The following is an 18,833-nucleotide window of genomic DNA, read 5'->3' as shown; positions in this document are numbered from 1 at the left end:
GGCCGTTTTTGTATTAAGAGGAAATTGAGACCTCAATGATCCGAGTCGCTATCAATGGTTATGGCCGTATCGGCCGCTCTATTCTCCGAGCTTTATATGAGTCTGGAAAACGGCAGCAAATGCAGATTGTCGCGATTAATGAATTAGCTAAACCTGAAGCCATTATTCATCTGACCCAGTACGACACCACCCACGGTCGGTTTGCGCACAAAGTGAAGCTCGTCGATGATCACATGCTGATTGGCGACGATGCGATAAAAATTCTCCACGAGCCCGATCCGGCAAAACTCCCTTGGCACGAGATGGACATAGATATTGTCTATGAAGCCACAGGCGTATTGCTCGATCGTCAAAGCTGCGAAGCCCATATTCATGCTGGCGCTAAACAAGTGCTGATAAGCCATCCGTCCTCAGCCGATGTCGACGGCACAATTGTTTATGGTGTAAACCACGATTTACTCCGCGCCGAACACACAGTGGTGTCCAACGCTTCTTGTACAACTAACTGTATCGTACCTGTGATCGACGTACTCGATCGCCACTTCGGCGTTAAAAGCGGTGCCATTACCACTATCCATTCTGCAATGAACGATCAGCAAGTGATTGATGCTTACCATGATGATTTGCGTCGAACCCGCGCTGCTGGTCAATCGATTATTCCTGTGGACACTAAGCTTGCCCGCGGTATTGAGCGGATCTTGCCGCACATGAAAAATAAGTTTGAAGCGATTTCGGTGCGCGTGCCCACCATCAACGTGACCGCCATCGATTTGTCCGTGACCTTAGAAAAAACCGTCGATATTGCCACAGTCAATCAGGTGCTGGAATCAGCCGCCAATGGGCGATTTAACGGCATCTTAGGCTATACTGATGAGCCCTTAGTCTCATGTGATTTCAACCATGATCCGCGCTCCAGTATTGTTGATGGTACCCAGACCCGCGTGAGCGCCGGTCAGTTGGTGAAGTTACTCCTGTGGTGCGATAACGAGTGGGGTTTTGCCAATCGTATGTTAGATACGAGTTTGGCGATGATCGCGGCCAAGCGAGGCTGATAAAAGTAGATTATTCACTTGTGGGTCACTGAATTTATGCCAATTCGACGGGATGTCGAGCGCCGAGCGGCAGTCAATTCATACCGGCTATAGTGTGAAACAGTTTGTTTTTTGATTATAAAAGGAAGCGTTACCATGGCAATTATCAATATGTCAGATCTGGATCTACAAGGTAAGCGCGTGCTTATCCGCGAAGATCTTAATGTCCCTGTCAGCAATGGCGTCGTCACCAGTGATGCACGTCTGCGCGCCTCTCTACCGACTATCGAGTTGGCCCTTGAAAAAGGTGCGGCTGTGATGGTGATGTCGCATTTAGGTCGTCCGACCGAAGGCGAATACAATGCTGAATATTCTATGCAACCTGTGGTCGATTATTTGGCAAAAGCCCTGTCTTGTCCTGTGCGTTTAGCGACCGACTATTTAGATGGCGTTGACGTTGCCGTGGGTGAAGTGGTTGTGTTCGAAAACGTGCGTTTCAACGTGGGTGAAGGCAAGAACAACGAAGCCTTATCGAAAAAAATGGCGGCGCTGTGTGATGTCTATGTGATGGACGCCTTCGGTACAGCACATCGTGCCCAAGCATCGACCCATGGCGTGGGCATGTTTGCCCCAATCGCCTGTGCCGGTCCATTACTGGCACAAGAATTAGATGCCTTAGGCAAGGCATTAGATAATCCTGCGCGTCCTATGGTGGCGATTGTCGGTGGCTCTAAAGTGTCGACTAAGCTGACCGTGCTAGAAAGTCTTTCAGGCATAGTCGATCAGTTAGTGGTTGGCGGCGGTATTGCCAATACTTTCATTGCGGCGGCGGGCTACAATGTCGGTAAATCGCTGTATGAAGCGGATTTGATCGACGAAGCTAAGCGTTTAGTGGCTAATGCTAAGAGCCGTGGCGCCGATATTCCTGTGCCGACCGATGTGGTCGTTGCGGGCGAGTTTAGCCCAACAGCAGCGGCAACGTTAAAATCGGTTAGCGAAGTCGCTGATGGTGAAATGATTTTCGATATTGGTCCAGATAGCGCTGAAGCACTGGCTAAAATCATCGAATCTGCTGGCACTATCGTGTGGAACGGCCCTGTGGGCGTGTTCGAATTCGACCAATTCGGTGAAGGTACTAAGCGTATCGCCCAAGCGATTGCTGATTCAAAAGCGTTCTCTATCGCTGGTGGTGGTGACACTTTGGCTGCGGTTGATAAGTACGGTATTGCCGATAAAGTGTCTTACATTTCGACTGGCGGCGGTGCTTTCCTCGAGTTCCTCGAAGGTAAAGAATTACCGGCTGTGGCTATGTTAGAAAAGCGCGGCGCTTAATCATTAAGTTTTAAAAAACGCGGCGCATAAGACGCCGCGATAAGCTCTGATAACATCAAAGCTTTGATAAAAAGTAAAAAATTATAAAAAAACCGCCCGTATTCATCTAAGGTACTTAATTTAAGTTGTTTATTTAAGGTACAGAGTTGAATGCGGGTATAAAAATCCATCCAAACGATAGCGACCTCGGTGATAGATATCACCCTATTATTGGAGTTAAAAAATGGCGTTAATTTCCCTACGACAACTACTTGATCACGCAGCAGAACATGGATACGGTGTGCCTGCGTTTAACGTTAACAACTTAGAGCAGATGCGTGCCATCATGCAGGCCGCTGAAGCAACAGACAGCCCTGTGATAGTGCAAGCTTCTGCTGGCGCGCGTAAATACGCTCGCCCACAGTTCTTAAAATATTTGATGGCAGCGGCTCTTGAGCAGTACCCAGATATTCCTGTGTGTATTCACCAAGACCACGGTACCGATCCTGATATTTGTCAGCGTTCTATCCAATTAGGCATGTCATCAGTCATGATGGACGGCTCTTTGATGGCTGACGGCAAAACGCCTGCATCGTACGAGTACAACGTTGATGTTACCCGTCGTACAGTGGCATTTGCCCATGCGTGTGGTGTGTCAGTTGAAGGTGAAATCGGCTGTTTAGGCAGCTTAGAAACTGGCCAAGCTGGCGAAGAAGATGGTGTTGGTGCATCAGGTATTTTAAGTCACGATCAAATGTTGACTAGCCCTGAAGAAGCGGCGCGTTTCGTTGCCGATACCCATGTTGATGCACTCGCGATTGCTATCGGTACTAGCCATGGTGCATATAAGTTCAGTCGTAAACCGACGGGCGATGTACTGCGTATCGACCGCATCAAAGAAATTCATGCGCGTATTCCTAACACTCACTTAGTGATGCACGGTTCATCTTCTGTGCCACAAGAGTGGCTAAAGATCATCAACCAATATGGTGGTCAGATCCCAGAAACCTACGGTGTGCCATTAGAAGAAATCGTAGAAGGTATCAAACACGGTGTACGTAAAGTCAACATTGATACCGACTTACGTTTAGCATCAACGGGTGCCGTTCGTAAATTCCTAGCTGAACACCCAAGTGAATTTGATCCACGTAAATTCCTGAAAGCATCAATGGAAGCCATGGCCGATATCTGTACGGTTCGCTATGAAGCTTTCGGCTGTGCAGGTCAAGCATCTAAGATTAAGCCATTGTCTTTACAAGCAATGTATAAAGCGTATCAGTCTGGCGCGTTAGATCCTAAGATCAATATGTAAGCGTTATCACTGAGATAAAAACCCGCTAAAGCGGGTTTTTTTATACTTAAAATAGCTGCAATTTTCATTTTTTAATCGTAAATGTTAATATCGCGCAGATTTTCAGGGGAAAATACTAACCCTTATTAATATGTGCTTATTCAGCATCGCTGGGACGAACAGATATTTATAGGGATTGGATTTAACGGAACAGGAACGGATAAACATGAAGAAAGTACTGACCGCAGCACTATTAATGGCTGCACCTTTTATGGCGATAGCTGGGGCCGATTTTGTAAAAGGCGATGAGACATTCGCAGGTGAAGCTGAGCTTGGTGCAACCTTAACCACAGGTAACACTGAAACCTCATCATTCAAAGGACGTTTAAATCTTAAGCATGAGCTTGGCGATTGGGAGAATCAGTACTTACTCGAAGGTTTATATAAAGAGGATACAGGTTCTGTTACCGCGAAACGCTATTTAGCGGGCGCACAAGGTAACTACAAGATGACAGATCGTAGCTACTTGTTTGCTAACGGTAATTATGAAGTTGATCCGTTCACAGGTTATGATTACACACTATCTGGTGCAGCGGGTTATGGTTATAGATTCTATGATACTAGTAAGACCTTTTTAGATGTCGAAGTCGGTCCAGGTTATATCTATCAGCGTCTTGATACAGAGCAAGCACTTATCGAAGGCCATGACACCAATGACAGCGTCGTCGCTCACGGCGTGATCAACTTTGAAACCGAAATCACTGACACCTCTAAATTCCAACAACGTTTCGTTGCAGATTACGGTGATAAGCTCGATGCCCGCTCTGAAACTTCGTTAACGGCGAATATTATCGGCGCATTAGCAATGAAGTTTGCCATTATTGTGCGCTACAACAGCGAGCCGTTGGATAATAAGAAAAGTACAGATACAGAAACCAATATGACCTTGTTATATTCCTTCTAATACTGTGACACTGATTTAGAAACTAAAAAGCACCTTTGAGGTGCTTTTTTATTGGCTCTTTTTAGACTAAGTTAAATGTTTCTTTATTAGTTATCGCTGTAGTTATACAAAAATTAATGTTTTAAACGCCTTTGGTTATAGGGTAATGCATAGAAAGTTGCGTTTTATCAACATTTACTATGCCGAAGCTATGGTAATTTTCGACTAATTTCCTACGTAGAGATGAACTTTAATGAAATTACAGCGGTTGTTTAAAGGCAGTGGAATGGCGTTATGGAGTCTATTCTGCGTTGCAATATTGAGCGGATTCTCACCTGCAGCATGGGCTATGACAGAAGGGATAGAACGGCTTAATTTAACCGCCTCGAGTGTGGGTTATGTTGCCGTCTTTGTGTTTGTACTTGCATACATAATGGTGATGGCTGAGGAGTCGTTACATTTACGCAAGTCGAAACCTGTGCTGGTCGCGGCAGGGATTATCTGGGGCATGATAGGTTTTGTGTATGTACAAAATGGTATGTCTGAAGTGTCGGAAGCGGCATTCAAACATAACTTGCTTGAATATGCGGAGCTTCTACTCTTCTTACTCGTGGCGATGACTTATATCAATGCTATGGAAGAGCGAAATTTGTTTGATGCCATTCGTGGTTGGCTTGTCGGCCGTGGGTTTAGTCTAAGAACCGTATTTTGGTTGACGGGGTTTATGGCGTTCTTTATCTCACCCGTGGCAGATAATTTAACGACTGCGCTATTGATGTGTGCCGTGGTGATGAAGGTGGGGGCAGGGCAACGCAAGTTTATCACCCTAGCCTGTATCAACATTGTTGTTGCGGCTAATGCGGGTGGCGCGTTTAGCCCGTTTGGTGATATCACGACCTTAATGGTGTGGCAAAAAGGATTAGTGCACTTTAGCGATTTCTTCCATCTGTTTATTCCTGCTTTAGTGAACTTTGCATTACCCGCTGCCATTATGAGTGTGTTTATCCCACATTTCGTGCCAGAGCCAGAAAAAGAGCATGTTTATACTAAGCCGGGTGCTAAGCGAATTGTTGCGTTGTTTTTACTCACAATCGCTACGGCAGTGTGTGCTCATTCCTTCTTAGGTATGCCACCTGTATTGGGTATGATGACGGGATTAGGTTTCTTACAATTCTTTGGTTTTTATCTGCGTAAAACCTTCAATCGTTCCGTTGCCCGCGAACGTGCAAAGGCTGAATTGCGTCAGGACGAGCAGCGTCTTCAGCAGCTTGGTAGTGTGGTGCCCTTCGATGTGTTTAGCAGGATCTCCCGCGCTGAATGGGATACCCTGTTGTTCTTTTATGGTGTAGTGCTATGTGTGGGTGGCCTTGGCTTTATGGGGTACTTGAGCTTAGTATCTGAGGCTTTGTATTCCAATTGGGATACGACCTATGCCAACGTGGCTATCGGTCTGTTGTCTTCGGTTGTTGATAATATTCCGGTGATGTTTGCTGTGTTGACGATGAACCCTGAGATGGCCTTAGGCCAATGGTTACTGGTAACGTTAACCGCAGGAGTTGGGGGCAGTTTATTGTCAATTGGCAGTGCTGCAGGGGTCGCGTTAATGGGACAAGCTAGGGGGATTTACACCTTTGGTGCCCATTTGCGTTGGACACCTGTCATTGCGCTGGGTTATATCGCGAGCATTTTAGTACATATGTGGCTCAATGCTGCGATGTTCTAAATAAAAGTACTGATCATTCATCTTTTGGGCTGTATTGACGTTTGTGAGTCGTTTTGTAGCGAATTATTTAGCGAACAACATCGATCTAACAAAATTCAATCGCATAACGTCTAGATATCAATGAATAAAATAGAGGCATCCGATGGATGCCTCTATTTGTTTGGATATGTCATTGGAAGGATTATTGCGGTAGCACTTGAATTAAATCCAGCTCGTTATTGGCTTTTGCGCCGTAGATCTGAATCGCGACTTTAATTTGTGCCACTGAACCACTTGGATCCTGCTGAGCCCAATCTAAGCCTGCTATCTCAAATTGGTATTGACCGCTTGTGACTTCGGTTAATTTACCGCTGCATTCTCCAAGACTTTGGCAACGATAATTTTGGGTAACATGCCAGTGTTTCCATGCCTTCGGATTCGAGGATTCCTTGGCTTTGTCGGGGAACCCAAAATAGTAAATATCATAGGTTTTCGCCGCAGTGATCGCTTCTTGTTGCGCATCCGTCAGTGAAAATTGAATTGTCCCTGTACTCGAGTCAAATTGCTCAAGCTTGAGATTTATTTGCGTTGCTTCATCAATGTTTACTGCATTTTCGACGGGAGGTGGCTGCGGCGTTTCAGGCTCAGTGTTATTGCTGTCACTGCCACATCCTACGAGCATTAATGTCGCGAGGGTCAATGTGAGTAATGGGTATTTCATCACAGTCTCCTTAATTGAAATGCCCTGTATGGCAAGTGGTGCATTCCATGTCTGTTTTTACACTTGCCGCTGAGCCTAGTGTGCTAGTACTACCGTGACAAGTTTGGCAATCTTGTGCATCTGGTGTTGGTTTACTACCAACAAGGGCGCCGATATTCTCCCCTTGATAGGCACGATTTAATACATCGACTAAGTAATAAGCCATAGACGCGGATAAGCGGTAACAGCGTTCACCTTTTTTCGCGAATGGTAAGCCAGAAGCCTTTGACCAGTTACTGATAGATGAGTGGCATAACACGCTCTTGGCTTTTGATGAACTGCCCACAAGAGCCGTTTTTTCTGCTGTCGAGCCAATACCAGTAACAAATTCAGGTGAAGATAAAGGGAGCGTTGTATTTTCGTAGTAGCGGAAGGTATTGGCTATTACGGCGTTATTGTGACCATTAATGTCATCTAAAATATTCACTAACATGCCTATCGCATTAAGATTACCGCAGAGTGTGCCTTGACCCGTTACCCCTGCAAAACCATAGGCGGCTAATGCCGTTGGAATTGTTTTGAACTTGTCTGCATCGGCACTATTAGATTGGGCTAGCATAGTCACAACGGCATGAAAAACTTGGTGCATACAACCACCACCCGTTTCATAGGCCAGTTTTGCTGTTGCCATTGCATCAAGTGGAACGTATTTAAGTTTTTCACCTATCGCTAATTGATATTGACCATCGGCATTCGTTGCCGCGAGAACCGATGTCCCCATGAGTGTTGCACCTGCAGCAGCGGTGCTAAAACCAATAATACGGGTTAATGCTTGACGTCTATTTATGCTCATTATGTATTTCCTCTATGTAGGATTACTTCTATTTATCAAATGCTCAAGATAAATTGATGGCGTAAATTCTAAGCATGCTTGAGATAAATATTGTGATTTATGCCGGAGGATATTTGCCTTTTACATGAGCGGTAAATAGCGTCACTAAAATAGAATTAACCGACTTAAATTCTGCATTTTAATTAACTAAACAGATTGCAAGGTGCTCATCGTCCCGATATTTATTATATTTATGTAAATTTATGCCGAATTTCCCATGTGCTAAATGGCATTTATTCCTGTGAGTTAACGCATGTTTTTGCCTAATAGCGCTGAACTTGGGGGTCGTCTCACGAAAATTAACTATTTGCTGACTTGGGTTAGCAAGATCACATTAATCATTAGTTAGTTTGCATAGACTTAACTTTGTGTTTTTATGGAGTTGAGTGGATGTTGATGCAATTGGGAGACTGCAGGTTTGATCGGGAACGAGGCATACTGATTGAGTTGTCTCGCGATGAATCTTGGCATCTTCCTCGAGCCGAGTTACAAGTGCTTAATTTGCTTGTTGAGCATCAAGGTAAGTTGGTTTCTAAGCATATGCTGAAAACGGGGGATGGAAAGCATCCGCCGCTAACGGATACCTCTGTGGCCCGTGCTGTCTTTATGCTTCGCAGCTTTCTTGGACCTCAATATGAGGGCTTGATTGAAACCGTGAAAGGCCAAGGTTATTTACTTCAACCATCTAATGGGACTGAGTTTAGAGGTGTTAATTACCTCAGATTGCATACAGTGCCTTTGTGGAGTGCCTTAGTATTATTCGGGTTTATGTTAGCGTTTTCGGTGTTTTATTTGAATCATACGGATCACAGCAAGCCAACCCAAGCACTTATGACCTCAATATTACCTTTGGCTTCTGGCCAGCAAGTACGATTACACTTATTTGCTGATTCCAATACTAATAACACTTTACTCTTCGAATTAGGTGAGCGCTTAAGTGCAGGATTAATCGCCTGCGGTCAAAGTGATTGGGCTGATGTTTATGCTTCTTTGTCCCATGATAAACAAGTGCTTAATATTACTTTTCGAGGCGAAAAACTCGGTCAGTCAGTGATCCGTAATATTAAAATCAGTGATTTCACTCGACCGAAAACCTTCATCGATGCTGCTTGGCTGCAGGAGGTTAACATCTGTGGCTAAATGGCTAAAGTGGACGATTAATATTGTTATCTTGTCGGCATTGATTATGGCCTGCGGTGTGATATACAAACAGTCGGCTACCAATCAGACGATGATTTTAAATTGCAGCTCTGAATTATTCGACCGCCATTCTAGTGCCAATCCTAGCGGCAGCTCGAGTGTTAGCAGTGACGGTAAATTTTACCTACTCGTGGATGTTTTGATTGCCGCTGACAATACGCAGATCAATTATCGTTACTTTAATATTGACGGTACGAGTGCGGGCAATATTTTAATGCAAGGCAAAGTCGACAGTATTGAGGCCAATAGCATGACCTACAAAGTTACCGTTAAAACGAAAACGGAATCTGAAATTGAAAAGCAAAAAAATTGGCCAGAACATATGAAATATCTATCCTATATCAGCAGCTTACATTTTAATGACTCGGAAATGCACAATCTCAGTATCGAGGTGTTAGATATGGATGACACCAAAGATTATGCAGTGGTCCTTTTTCAGCCGAGCAATACCATTTGTGGATGCAGAATCGTAAATAGTCGAATTTAATCAGTGAATTTGAGTTTATTTCAGTTAAGATTAGTGCTCATTGATTTGTGATTACTGTGGTGAGTCTCCTGTGAGGGAGTCATGAAAAGGGTGTTGTGTCTAAGATACGTGTAAAGCAAGAAGAATCCCTGTCGATTAAGTTCAGCCATCAGATGGAAAAGGGCGATAATCGTCAGCTCGATCTCTATTTCTTTTTACCTAAGGAAATGGGCATAGGCTCGCGCACGCTCAATGAAGAAGAATACTACTACAGCTCAATAGTTGGACGTCGCTCATACTATTCAGAAGGCTTGCACTTACCTCTGGTGCAGGGGCGTTTTGCCAGTTTAAATCGACGTACTGTTGAAGAGTTCAGGTTGTACCTAAATCTCTTCGCCTATCAGTTTGCGGTTGCGGTTGAAAACGATGTTAAAGAACTCAATCAAATCACAGATGTAACCCATTTTTATTTTGCCCTCGACGAATTACGCGAACAAATTGCCCAGTTGCTGAAAAAGTTTCGTCGTAACGAACCAGGTGATCCCAAATGGAAATCTTACTTTGAAAATGCTGATAACTACTTGTCTTGGTTTTGTGAGCAGCAGTTACTCAAAGTGCTCGCTTATGCCACTCGTACCAGTGATTTCAACGATATTTTAGAGCGGGTACTCACACTCTGCCGTAATGAATGTGCCTATCGTGATGAGCATAAGTACAACTCAGCGCAAACTAAGCAAGATCCTAACCGTATCTCTAACAAGATGTTGTTGTTGCGCCGTTTAATCCAACAAGGTGTGGTACTCAAAGAAGAGTTAAAGCCTTTAGGAATTGGCCTTAAAAAGTTTACGACAGGACTGGCGACCGCATTAGTGATGTTGGTGGTGTCTGCGTTGATAATTCAAGCGCAGGGCGCCTTTAGTGGTTTTACTATTGCGCTAGTGCTGACCTTGGCCGTGATCTACGGTTTCAGGGAAATCTTTAAGGACGATGTGCGCAATGCCATGTGGCGATTTATTCAGCGGGGTCGACCACGTTGGAGCCGCATTTTACGGGATACTACGAGTCAGGCGGTTATCGCTAAGCAGTTGGTATGGCTTGAGTTTATGCGTCAGCAAGATCTACCTGAAAAAGTCAGTGACATTCTAAAGCACAGACATAGCCAAAATAAGGTCGATGCGGAAATTCTGCACTATAAAATCGCCACTAAGGTGAATCAGAGTGAATTCCAAGCGGGATATTCGACTATTCAAGAGCAAGTGAGCTTTAGCTTAGTGCCTTTTGCCCGTTATTTAGAACGGGGTAAAGCGAAGATTTATAAGGAAGTTGAGGGCAAAATTAGTTATGAATCGGTTGAGCGGCGCTATCAAGTCAACCTGATTTTAGTGTTGCGTGATGGGCGCGAAGCCCCGCAGTATATCCGCTATAAAATCACCATGAACCGCTCGGCAATCATAGAAATTACCCAGAGTCAGTTGCCTGACTCAGTTAATGCACCCGAATCTACGATTGATGACGAGTAAAGGCTTGACCGATATTTTGATCGTTATTTTGCTTCGCCCGTTTTAGGGCGACTTCGGCATTATTCAAATATTGCTCTAATGTCTGGCCTTCTTGATAACCCGCAATACCAATACTAATACCTTCCCCTAAGCCATTACCATTGAGCTTTTCCATCATATTGAGGGCAAAGTTGTGCGCATGGGTGGCGTCTGTGTCAGGTAACATCACAATGAGCTTCCCTAGCTGCCAATGCAGAATTTGATAATTAGCTGGAATTTCAAGCAATAATTGCACTTCTATTTCTTGCTGACGATTTGCCAGTTGGTCGATATCACTCATGTGGCTTAGCATGCCCTCTGGATTGATATCCATTAACAGTAAGCTTGAACTGAGACGGCTTGGTGGCGGCAGAGAGTTAAAGTAACGTTCTAAATCTGCCAAATTCAGCAGAATAGTACTGCGATGGGGCACAAGGTTACGCTTCTCTGTGCCTCGACCACGCTCGGCGGCTTGCTCTAAAGTGCAGACGATATAATCAATCTCACCATCGGCGGCCACATGGCCCTTCAATGTGGCTTGCAAACAATTGGAATGCGCCTGTTTAGGTGAGCATAGAATTTGCCCTTGCCACTGACCTTGCATGGCTATCTGAGCGCTGATCCTCTGCCATTGATTGCCTAAATCATTCGCGAGTAATGACGCTAAATCTTGATTTAAATCGCCATTGAGTTGCATTAACGCATCGAATACAGGATTGATTTTAATCAGTTTACCGTTAGCATCTGTGAGGGCTGTCGCGACTGTGTTATCGCATAAAAGCTCACTGAGAAAAGCATTTTGTTTGCTGCTGATTAACTCACTGATGTCCTCAAGGGTGATTAATAGATGTGGTGAGCCTCGGCTCGCCCTTGGTGCTTGGCGGATATGAACCCGCAGCGTGGGGCCATCGATACTCTCTAGACTGATTTCACCAGACCATTGACCGGTTTTATGTACCTGCTCCATTAACTCCGTGTAGGTTTTATCATCGAGGCATAAGGTACGTTGTAGGCTTCGGTCTGTCAGTTCATCTAATGGTACTAAGGTCGCTTGTGCCGCTTTAGTATTGGCGCTGATGACTCTGGCATTTTCGTTTACCATCATAAAGCCGATGTCACTATTAAATAAGCCATTAGCAACATCAATACTGTATTGGCGTGAACGCTGTTGTAAGCGATACATGTGGCTGAGTAGTACAACCCAAGCGGCTAAAACCGTTAATATTAACGATGCCACAATGACAATGTTTTGCCATTGTGAGAAACGAGCTGCTATGTCTGAGTTGCGCACATAGGAGAGTAAAAAATATTCTCTGTGAGTCTCAGGTTGGGCTGTGAGTTCGATTTTAAGGTAAACAAAAGTGGCTTCTTCACCGTGGAATTGTCCAAAGTTGCTCATGGACATATCGCGCCACAGGGCCGGATAGCTCTGTCTTAAACTTGCTCCTAAGGTCTCTGGCATATTGCTTAGAGGGGCGAGATCGCTCGCGCCAGCATAGAGTAATCCCTGAGTATCCAGCACTAACATAGGGGACTTATTGCTCGAAAAGGCTGGTTTTATGGCCTCCAGCATTTTTACCATAGAGTTGTACGTCACCAGATAACCGATAGAACTCTGATCGGGCTTCTCGAGCCACGCCATTTGATACATATAAGGTTCAAGCATGCCGTCTATCGGAACAAATTCCAGTGGCGAGGTATAAACTTCTTTGCCACCCATGCTCCGACTCGCTCCAAGTAAGGTCGGTGGTAAGGCATCTTTATTGAAATTAGGGGGAGTTGAGAATTTATAGTTACCTTGGGGATCGTACAGTGCAATGCCGAGTAACTCAGGAATATGTTTTACTAGATCTTGCCAGTTTTCCTGCAATTTAAGTTGTTGCTTGGCGGTAGGATTGCTTAAGTATTGTTTTAGCAGTTCCCCATTGGCGAAAATTTGGGTTCGAAATTGCTGAAAAGACACTTTATCTGCGATCAATGAGCCTATGGTTTGCAGTTCACTGTATCTTTGCGTTGCCCACTCTTCTTGCAGGCGTCGTTCACCTAACGTAATGATTAAGTGAGTTAAAATAATCATGCCAATCACCAGCATAGAAAGCTGGCTTGCAATAGCGAGTAAGCGTTGATGCGACCAATAGATCCCTTGAGTTAAAGAGAGCAGTGGCGCAAGGGGATACGTGCTTGGGTTATTCTTCAGCATGAACCGATTATGAGTGGGTGAACTGTTAATTTCGCTATGTTAACACGAAAGAATTGTTACGACAGTGCCAAGTTACTCAGCAAGATTCCTTGAGTAAAAGTTAAGACGATTCACACATGTACCACTCACGTAATCGACAGTGTTATCTGCTTGGGTGTTTGAGTCGATTTTGGCTGTATTAGAATGCCGTTTAGCCTAAGGCACCTAATATGCGATGCTTGAATTCGCAGCCGTAGGACTCAACTTGTTCACGACAGATGTCGATATCAACCCCCGCTAATCCTTCGATGGCCGAAACTTGTACCGTTTCAATATAGTGTGGCGCTAATGCGATGAAGGCATGTACGGCGGCATAGGAACCAGCGAGTTTGGGGCGACAATGTTCCATATAGGCGGCTTCATTATCCGCATTAAGGGAAATGGATAAACTATCAACGCAGTTAGCCAGTTCTGGCAAAATATTGCGCCTATGGACTAAATTACCTAAACCATCGGTATTAATGCGTACTCGCCCGCCTCTTTGTTTAATTTCTTTCGCCACCGCAAGCAAAGTTGGAAGATTTAAGGTCGGTTCGCCATAGCCACAAAACACATATTCTTCGAAGTCTTTAACATCGCCAAGCAGTGGAATAATTTCTTCGGGCTTAGGTTGGTGACACAATGCCAGTTGATATTCGTGGATCTGTTTACTGCCATTATGTTTTGGACAAAACGCGCAGCGCAGGGTGCAGCGACCCGTAATATTAAGGTAGCGACTGCGACGAATATCATAGACAAGCGTTTCAGTCGCACAGGTTTCATTTGTGCAAACTTCATCTGTTATGTGACCGTTCGCTAGGGTTTCTGTGGTGACAACTTGTGGTTTATCAATATTTTGCTTGTGCAGATGCTCAGACATAATGATGGGTTTCATTTTAACGATAGCTGACGACTTAAACACAGTGTAGCGAAAGCCTGATGCGATAACTGTCAACTAGATCGCAACTTGAAAGCTCAAGCCACTCGCAGCAGACTCAAAATGGCATAGATGATTGAGAGGTTATTGACTCGCACAGAGGATTAAAAAGAGAGCCTAAGCTCTCTTTTTAAGGTTCAAGACATTGATTAACTGCTTCTAGTTAACTTCCTATAGATAGTCTTTTTTATAGCCAGTGGGGACCGGCGGCTCTAAATGCTCAGGTGTAAAGTCCACTTCATGGTCTTTTTTAGGCTGCCACCACCAATGGAAGAAGCGGCTGCTAGTGCGCTTAATGTCGTCGAGTATGATGTACAGCAAGGGCACTAAAATTAGCGTCACAAGGGTCGAGAACAGGATACCGAAGGCGAGGGATGTCGCCATAGGGATCACTATTTGCGCCTGTAAGCTACGCTCGAGAATAATAGGCACTAAGCCGACGAAGGTGGTGAGTGACGTCAGGATGATCGCCCTAAAACGATAACAGCCTGAATCGACCGCCGCCTGTCTGACCGACTGCCCCTGCTCCCGCGCACGGTTCACAAAGTCCACCAAAATCAAGGAGTCGTTCACCACCACTCCCGCTAATGCCACTATGCCGCAGAGACTTAACACGCTCATCGCGAGTCCCTGAATTAAGTGACCAAACAGAGCGCCGATAATCCCGAAGGGGATCACAGACATGATGATTAACGGCTGACTGTAGGATTTAAGTGGCACGGCCATTAGGGCATAAATGGTGAACAGTGCAAAGAAGAAGCCTTGCATTAAACCGACCATGGCATTCTGTTCATCCAAACTGCCACCGTCCAGTGCAGTTTGGATTTTAGGGTACTTGGCCTGCAATTGTGGCAGGTAATCTTTTTGGATTTCTTGCACTACTTTTGAAGGTTCAACGATGTTTTTGTTGGCATTTGCCGTGATGGTAATCGCTCGCTTGCCGTCAACACGGGTAATTGAGGCGTAGGATTCACCTTTTTCAATTTGTGCCACAGTCGAGAAGGGAACCGAAGTGCCCGTTGGCGTGCGGATCAGCATATTTTCCAGATAACCCACAGTACGACGTTGCTCTAATGGGTAGCGCACCATCACCTTGATTTCTTCTTTATTACGTAAAATACGTTGGGCTTCGTAACCGTAGAAACCATAACGTACTTGGCGAGCTAAATCGGAAAGGGTCAGGCCAAGGGCTTCAGCCTCTGGACGTATCTTCAGGCGAATTTCATGACTGCCCGAGGAGAAGTTGTCGGCAATATCGTACACGCCTTCATAGCTGGCGAGTTTTTGCTTCAACTCTTTAGAGGCTGCGGACAGCTCATCGAGGTCACTCGAGGTCAATCTGAAGGAAATATCGCCGCCGGCATCGTTGGTGCTCGCGTTAAAGCTGAGTTTTTTAACCGACAAAAGCTCAGGCAATTGTTCACGCCACGCGGCAGCAATCGTCACGCCATCGACTTCACGGTCTTCACCTTTCGTCAGTTCGGCAAAAATAAAGGCAGAGGTACGGGAGCTCATATTGATAAAGCTGTGCTTCACCACTTGATAACCGTTATCTTTCTCCATTTTTTCGTTCATCTTGTACAGGGCTTCTTCTATGCTCTGTACTACTTTTAAGGTGTTTCCTTCGGAGCTGCCTTCATCCATCTCAAGTTCAACTTGAATAAAGTCTGAGGGAATGTCTGGGAAAAATACCCAGCGCACTTTGCCACTGGCGACTAAGGCAATAGACAGAATTAATACACCGATAAAGGCCGCGACCACGTTGTATCTGTGTTTGATACAGCGCTCGAGGAAGTTGCGATAACTGTGGTGAATAAAGTATTGCACTCTGTCGTTAAAATTGGCTTTTAGGTGGCCAAAGAATCCCTTTGGTGCGCCAGGTTTTTTAAACTTCATGTGCGCTAAATGCGCTGGCAGAATGAATTTAGACTCTACCAGTGAGAAGGCTAAACAGAGGATGACCACCATACTGATGGATTTCCAGATAATCCCCATAGGGCCAGAAACCATTAACATGGGAATAAAGGCTGCAATTGTGGTTAAGACCCCGAAGGTTGCGGGCATCGCCACTTTTTGCGCACCGCGGATCACGTTCTCAACCGAGTGACCGTGGCGTTCGACCTCTGTGTAGGCACTCTCGCCGATGACAATGGCATCATCCACCACTATTCCGAGCACTAAGATAAAAGCGAATAGGGTCAACATGTTGATCGTCATGGAGAAAGGTTCGAGCGGCATGACCAACATAGTGCCGAGGAAACACACGGGTATTCCCATCATGACCCAAAATGCTAACTTCAGATCGAGGAACATAGCTAAGATGATAAACACCAACAAGGCACCGTAAAACATGTTCGACATCATCATGTCTAAGCGGCCCTGGAGATAGTGGGTCATATCACCCCAAGTATCGAGTTGAGCGTTAGCTGGCAGTGTGGCGCGGCGCTGCTCGACGTACTGTTTGACTTGGTCTGCAATGTCTAAGGCGTTTTGATCATCAATGCTGGTGACTTCAATAATCGCAGCGGGCTTGCCGTTAAAGCGGGTATATTCCAAACGTTCTTCAAAATCATCTTTGATGGTCGCCACTTGCGGCAGCATCACGCGGCTACCGTCTGCGCGAGTTGTGACGACTATATTGGCAAAGTCATCGCCCGTGTAGGCTTGGCCTTTGGTGCGCAATAGAATATCGCCATCTTGAGCACGAATAGAGCCACCTGGTAAGTCTAAGGAGGAGTTTTGCACTGCTAATGCGACTTGTGAGAAGGTCAAGCCGTACTCTCGTAACTTATTCTCAGAAACTTCAATACCGATTTCATAATCGCGCACCCCTGTGACTTTCGCACGGGTTACAGCGGGGAGTTGGGTTAAATCGTCACGAACCGATTTAGCCAATTCTTTCATATCGTGGAGTGTCATATCGCCATAAACAGAAACCCAAATGACGTTATTCTCAGGTTTGATTTGTGAGATATTCGGTTTTTCGATGTTCACTGGGAAGGTTGAAATTGCATCTAACCGCAGTTTGGCTTCATCGAGAATGGTCTGCACTTCGTAACCGTCTTCAACTTCAACGGTAATCGAGCCAACGCCTTCGCTAGCCACAGAAGTCACTTTCTTGATGCCGTTGATATCTTGGATGGCTTCTTCAATCTTGATATTGATGCCTTCTTCGATTTCCTGTGGCGCCGCACCTGGATAGGCGACGGAAATATTTAATAAATTGAGTTCGAAAGAAGGAAAAACCTCTTTATTAATCAAAATACTGCTGAACAGGCCGCCGATGAGCAAAACACACATTAATAAGTTCGCGGCCACACTGTTGCGGGCGAACCAAGCTAAGATCCCTTTTTGAGTGTCCATTATTTGACTCCAGCGGCCGCAAGACTCGATTCAGGAGTCTTTTCTTTTGGTGTCTCAGTGGGCAATGCCGCTTCACCTAAGATTTTAACCATTTGCCCATTTGCCATACTGTTGAAGTGGGTCGTAGCGACGCGTTCGCCCGTTTTTAGACTGTCTTTGATGAACACATTCTCTAAATCACTACGAACCACATTTACTTGGCGCATTTCAATGATATTTTTGTCGTTGACTAGGGCGACTTGGTCGTTACGAACCACATGGCGGGGCAATTTGACTATGCCATCGACAGTGCGGCCCTTGATGACTGCATTGACGAAGCTGCCGTATTTAAGCGGTAAGCTACCTGGCTCTTTATTCGCGCGCAGATAGGGATCTTTGATTTCTGCGACTAAATACACCATGCGATTTTCGGCATCGATAACACCTTCACTGCGGATAATATTGCCTTCCCAAGTATTTTCTTTGCCCGCCAAAGAGGCGCTAAGCGTGACTTGGGTATCGGGATTATCGACGGACTCTAGATAGGCTAAATCATCATTAGAAATGGGTAAGCGGATTTCGGCAACGCGAGTGTCGTAGAGCTCACCTAGATTAGTGCCTAAGCTAACGTATTGACCTAAATCGACATTTCTAACTTTGATTATGCCATCAAAGGGCGCGCGAATAACCGTGCGCTCAAGGTTACGTTGGGCTCGCGCCAGTGCTGCCTGCGCATATTTTACGTTAGCTTGTTCTTTTTTGAGTTGCGGGATACGTAGACCTAACTCAGGGGGCAAGCCCTTGTCGTAGCCTTTGAATTCGATTTTAGCGACTTCACCACGGGCTATTTCTTCGTTCAGTGCGGCGGTGGCTTGGGCCAGCGTCGCTTCGGCTTGCATTAAGTCAGCCTCGTAATCTGAGGGCTCGATTTGTGCTAATTGGTCGCCTTTCTTGACTATGCCACCTGCAACAAAATGAGGGGAGATAGTGAGCATTCTGCCTTGAACTTCGGTCACGAGTTGGGTTTTATACTTTGGGGTAACCACGCCGTAGGAAGGTAAGTTTAGCGATACTGTTTGCTGAGTCACTTGCGTGACATCAACGATAGGAATGGGCATCTCTTCAGGTTTTTGTTCTGGCGCCTCCTTCGTTTGCATTAATAAGGCTGCGCCAAAGACAAACAGCAGCAGAATAAGAAAAGGAGACAGTCTCCTCAGTAGGGTCTTCATCATATAATGGTTAAATCCATGCTAATCGCGTAA

Annotated in this window: 14 protein-coding genes; 8 read left to right on the top strand and 6 right to left on the bottom strand. The window is 45.3% G+C overall.

Annotation, left to right across the window (positions count from 1 at the left end; all coding sequences use genetic code 11):
* Positions 1-35: 35 nt before the first annotated feature.
* The 5 genes from epd (at position 36) to nhaD (ending at position 6,299) form a co-directional block, all read left to right on the top strand.
* Entirely contained in the window at positions 36-1,052 is a 1,017-nt protein-coding gene (epd, locus tag L5L98_RS06615) for an erythrose-4-phosphate dehydrogenase (protein WP_263139493.1), read from the top strand.
* Between the two features lie 135 nt (positions 1,053-1,187).
* Positions 1,188-2,363, top strand: coding sequence for a phosphoglycerate kinase (locus tag L5L98_RS06610; protein ID WP_168824858.1), 1,176 nt, complete (start codon positions 1,188-1,190; stop codon positions 2,361-2,363).
* Positions 2,364-2,586: 223 nt separating this feature from the next.
* Entirely contained in the window at positions 2,587-3,654 is a 1,068-nt protein-coding gene (gene fba / locus L5L98_RS06605; protein WP_028761627.1) for a class II fructose-bisphosphate aldolase, read from the top strand.
* 205 nt (positions 3,655-3,859) lie between these two features.
* Positions 3,860-4,597: a YdiY family protein gene (locus L5L98_RS06600; RefSeq protein WP_212599762.1), complete on the top strand. Its 738-nt coding sequence runs from the start codon at positions 3,860-3,862 to the stop codon at positions 4,595-4,597.
* 232 nt (positions 4,598-4,829) lie between these two features.
* A complete protein-coding gene (gene nhaD, locus L5L98_RS06595) occupies positions 4,830-6,299 on the top strand; it encodes a sodium:proton antiporter NhaD (RefSeq protein ID WP_173246601.1) in 1,470 nt (489 codons plus the stop codon).
* A 181-nt stretch (positions 6,300-6,480) separates the two neighbouring features.
* Here nhaD and L5L98_RS06590 read toward each other — a convergent pair whose 3' ends face one another.
* A complete protein-coding gene (locus L5L98_RS06590; protein ID WP_105250094.1) occupies positions 6,481-6,999 on the bottom strand; it encodes a hypothetical protein in 519 nt (172 codons plus the stop codon).
* A 10-nt stretch (positions 7,000-7,009) separates the two neighbouring features.
* Positions 7,010-7,831, bottom strand: coding sequence for a cytochrome c3 family protein (locus tag L5L98_RS06585; RefSeq protein WP_263139484.1), 822 nt, complete (start codon positions 7,829-7,831; stop codon positions 7,010-7,012).
* A gap of 429 nt (positions 7,832-8,260) precedes the next feature.
* On the opposite strand from L5L98_RS06585, the gene L5L98_RS06580 reads away from it, so the two are divergent.
* From L5L98_RS06580 to L5L98_RS06570, 3 genes are all read left to right on the top strand, one after another.
* A complete protein-coding gene (locus tag L5L98_RS06580) occupies positions 8,261-9,010 on the top strand; it encodes a transcriptional regulator (protein ID WP_105250092.1) in 750 nt (249 codons plus the stop codon).
* Positions 9,003-9,557, top strand: a complete 555-nt coding sequence (locus L5L98_RS06575) for a hypothetical protein (protein ID WP_113939813.1) — start codon at positions 9,003-9,005, stop codon at positions 9,555-9,557. Before L5L98_RS06580 ends, L5L98_RS06575 begins: the two co-directional genes overlap by 8 nt.
* Positions 9,558-9,652: 95 nt before the next feature.
* The gene (locus L5L98_RS06570) at positions 9,653-11,056 is read left to right on the top strand and encodes a hypothetical protein (RefSeq protein ID WP_028761621.1); all 1,404 of its coding nucleotides are present in this window, start codon (positions 9,653-9,655) and stop codon (positions 11,054-11,056) included.
* Here L5L98_RS06570 and L5L98_RS06565 read toward each other — a convergent pair.
* The 4 genes from L5L98_RS06565 to L5L98_RS06550 all read right to left on the bottom strand — a co-directional run bounded on the left by L5L98_RS06565 (position 11,037) and on the right by L5L98_RS06550 (position 18,803).
* Entirely contained in the window at positions 11,037-13,274 is a 2,238-nt protein-coding gene (locus L5L98_RS06565) for a PAS domain-containing protein (RefSeq protein ID WP_263139476.1), read from the bottom strand. The two genes, L5L98_RS06570 and L5L98_RS06565, sit on opposite strands and share 20 nt — an antisense overlap.
* A gap of 190 nt (positions 13,275-13,464) precedes the next feature.
* Positions 13,465-14,172, bottom strand: a complete 708-nt coding sequence (locus L5L98_RS06560) for a TatD family nuclease-associated radical SAM protein (RefSeq protein WP_105250090.1) — start codon at positions 14,170-14,172, stop codon at positions 13,465-13,467.
* Between the two features lie 228 nt (positions 14,173-14,400).
* On the bottom strand, positions 14,401-17,592 hold the full coding sequence (locus L5L98_RS06555) for an efflux RND transporter permease subunit (protein ID WP_263139474.1): 3,192 nt from the start codon (positions 17,590-17,592) through the stop codon (positions 14,401-14,403).
* The gene (locus L5L98_RS06550) at positions 17,592-18,803 is read right to left on the bottom strand and encodes an efflux RND transporter periplasmic adaptor subunit (RefSeq protein WP_219250350.1); all 1,212 of its coding nucleotides are present in this window, start codon (positions 18,801-18,803) and stop codon (positions 17,592-17,594) included. The genes L5L98_RS06555 and L5L98_RS06550 overlap by 1 nt, the downstream gene beginning before the upstream one ends.
* Positions 18,804-18,833 lie beyond the last annotated feature (30 nt).

It is taken from the genome of Shewanella sp. SM23 (assembly GCF_025654295.1).
GTDB lineage: Bacteria > Pseudomonadota > Gammaproteobacteria > Enterobacterales > Shewanellaceae > Shewanella > Shewanella oncorhynchi.
Note: the sequence above shows the minus strand (reverse complement) of the source record. Positions and strands in the feature narration are given on the sequence as shown.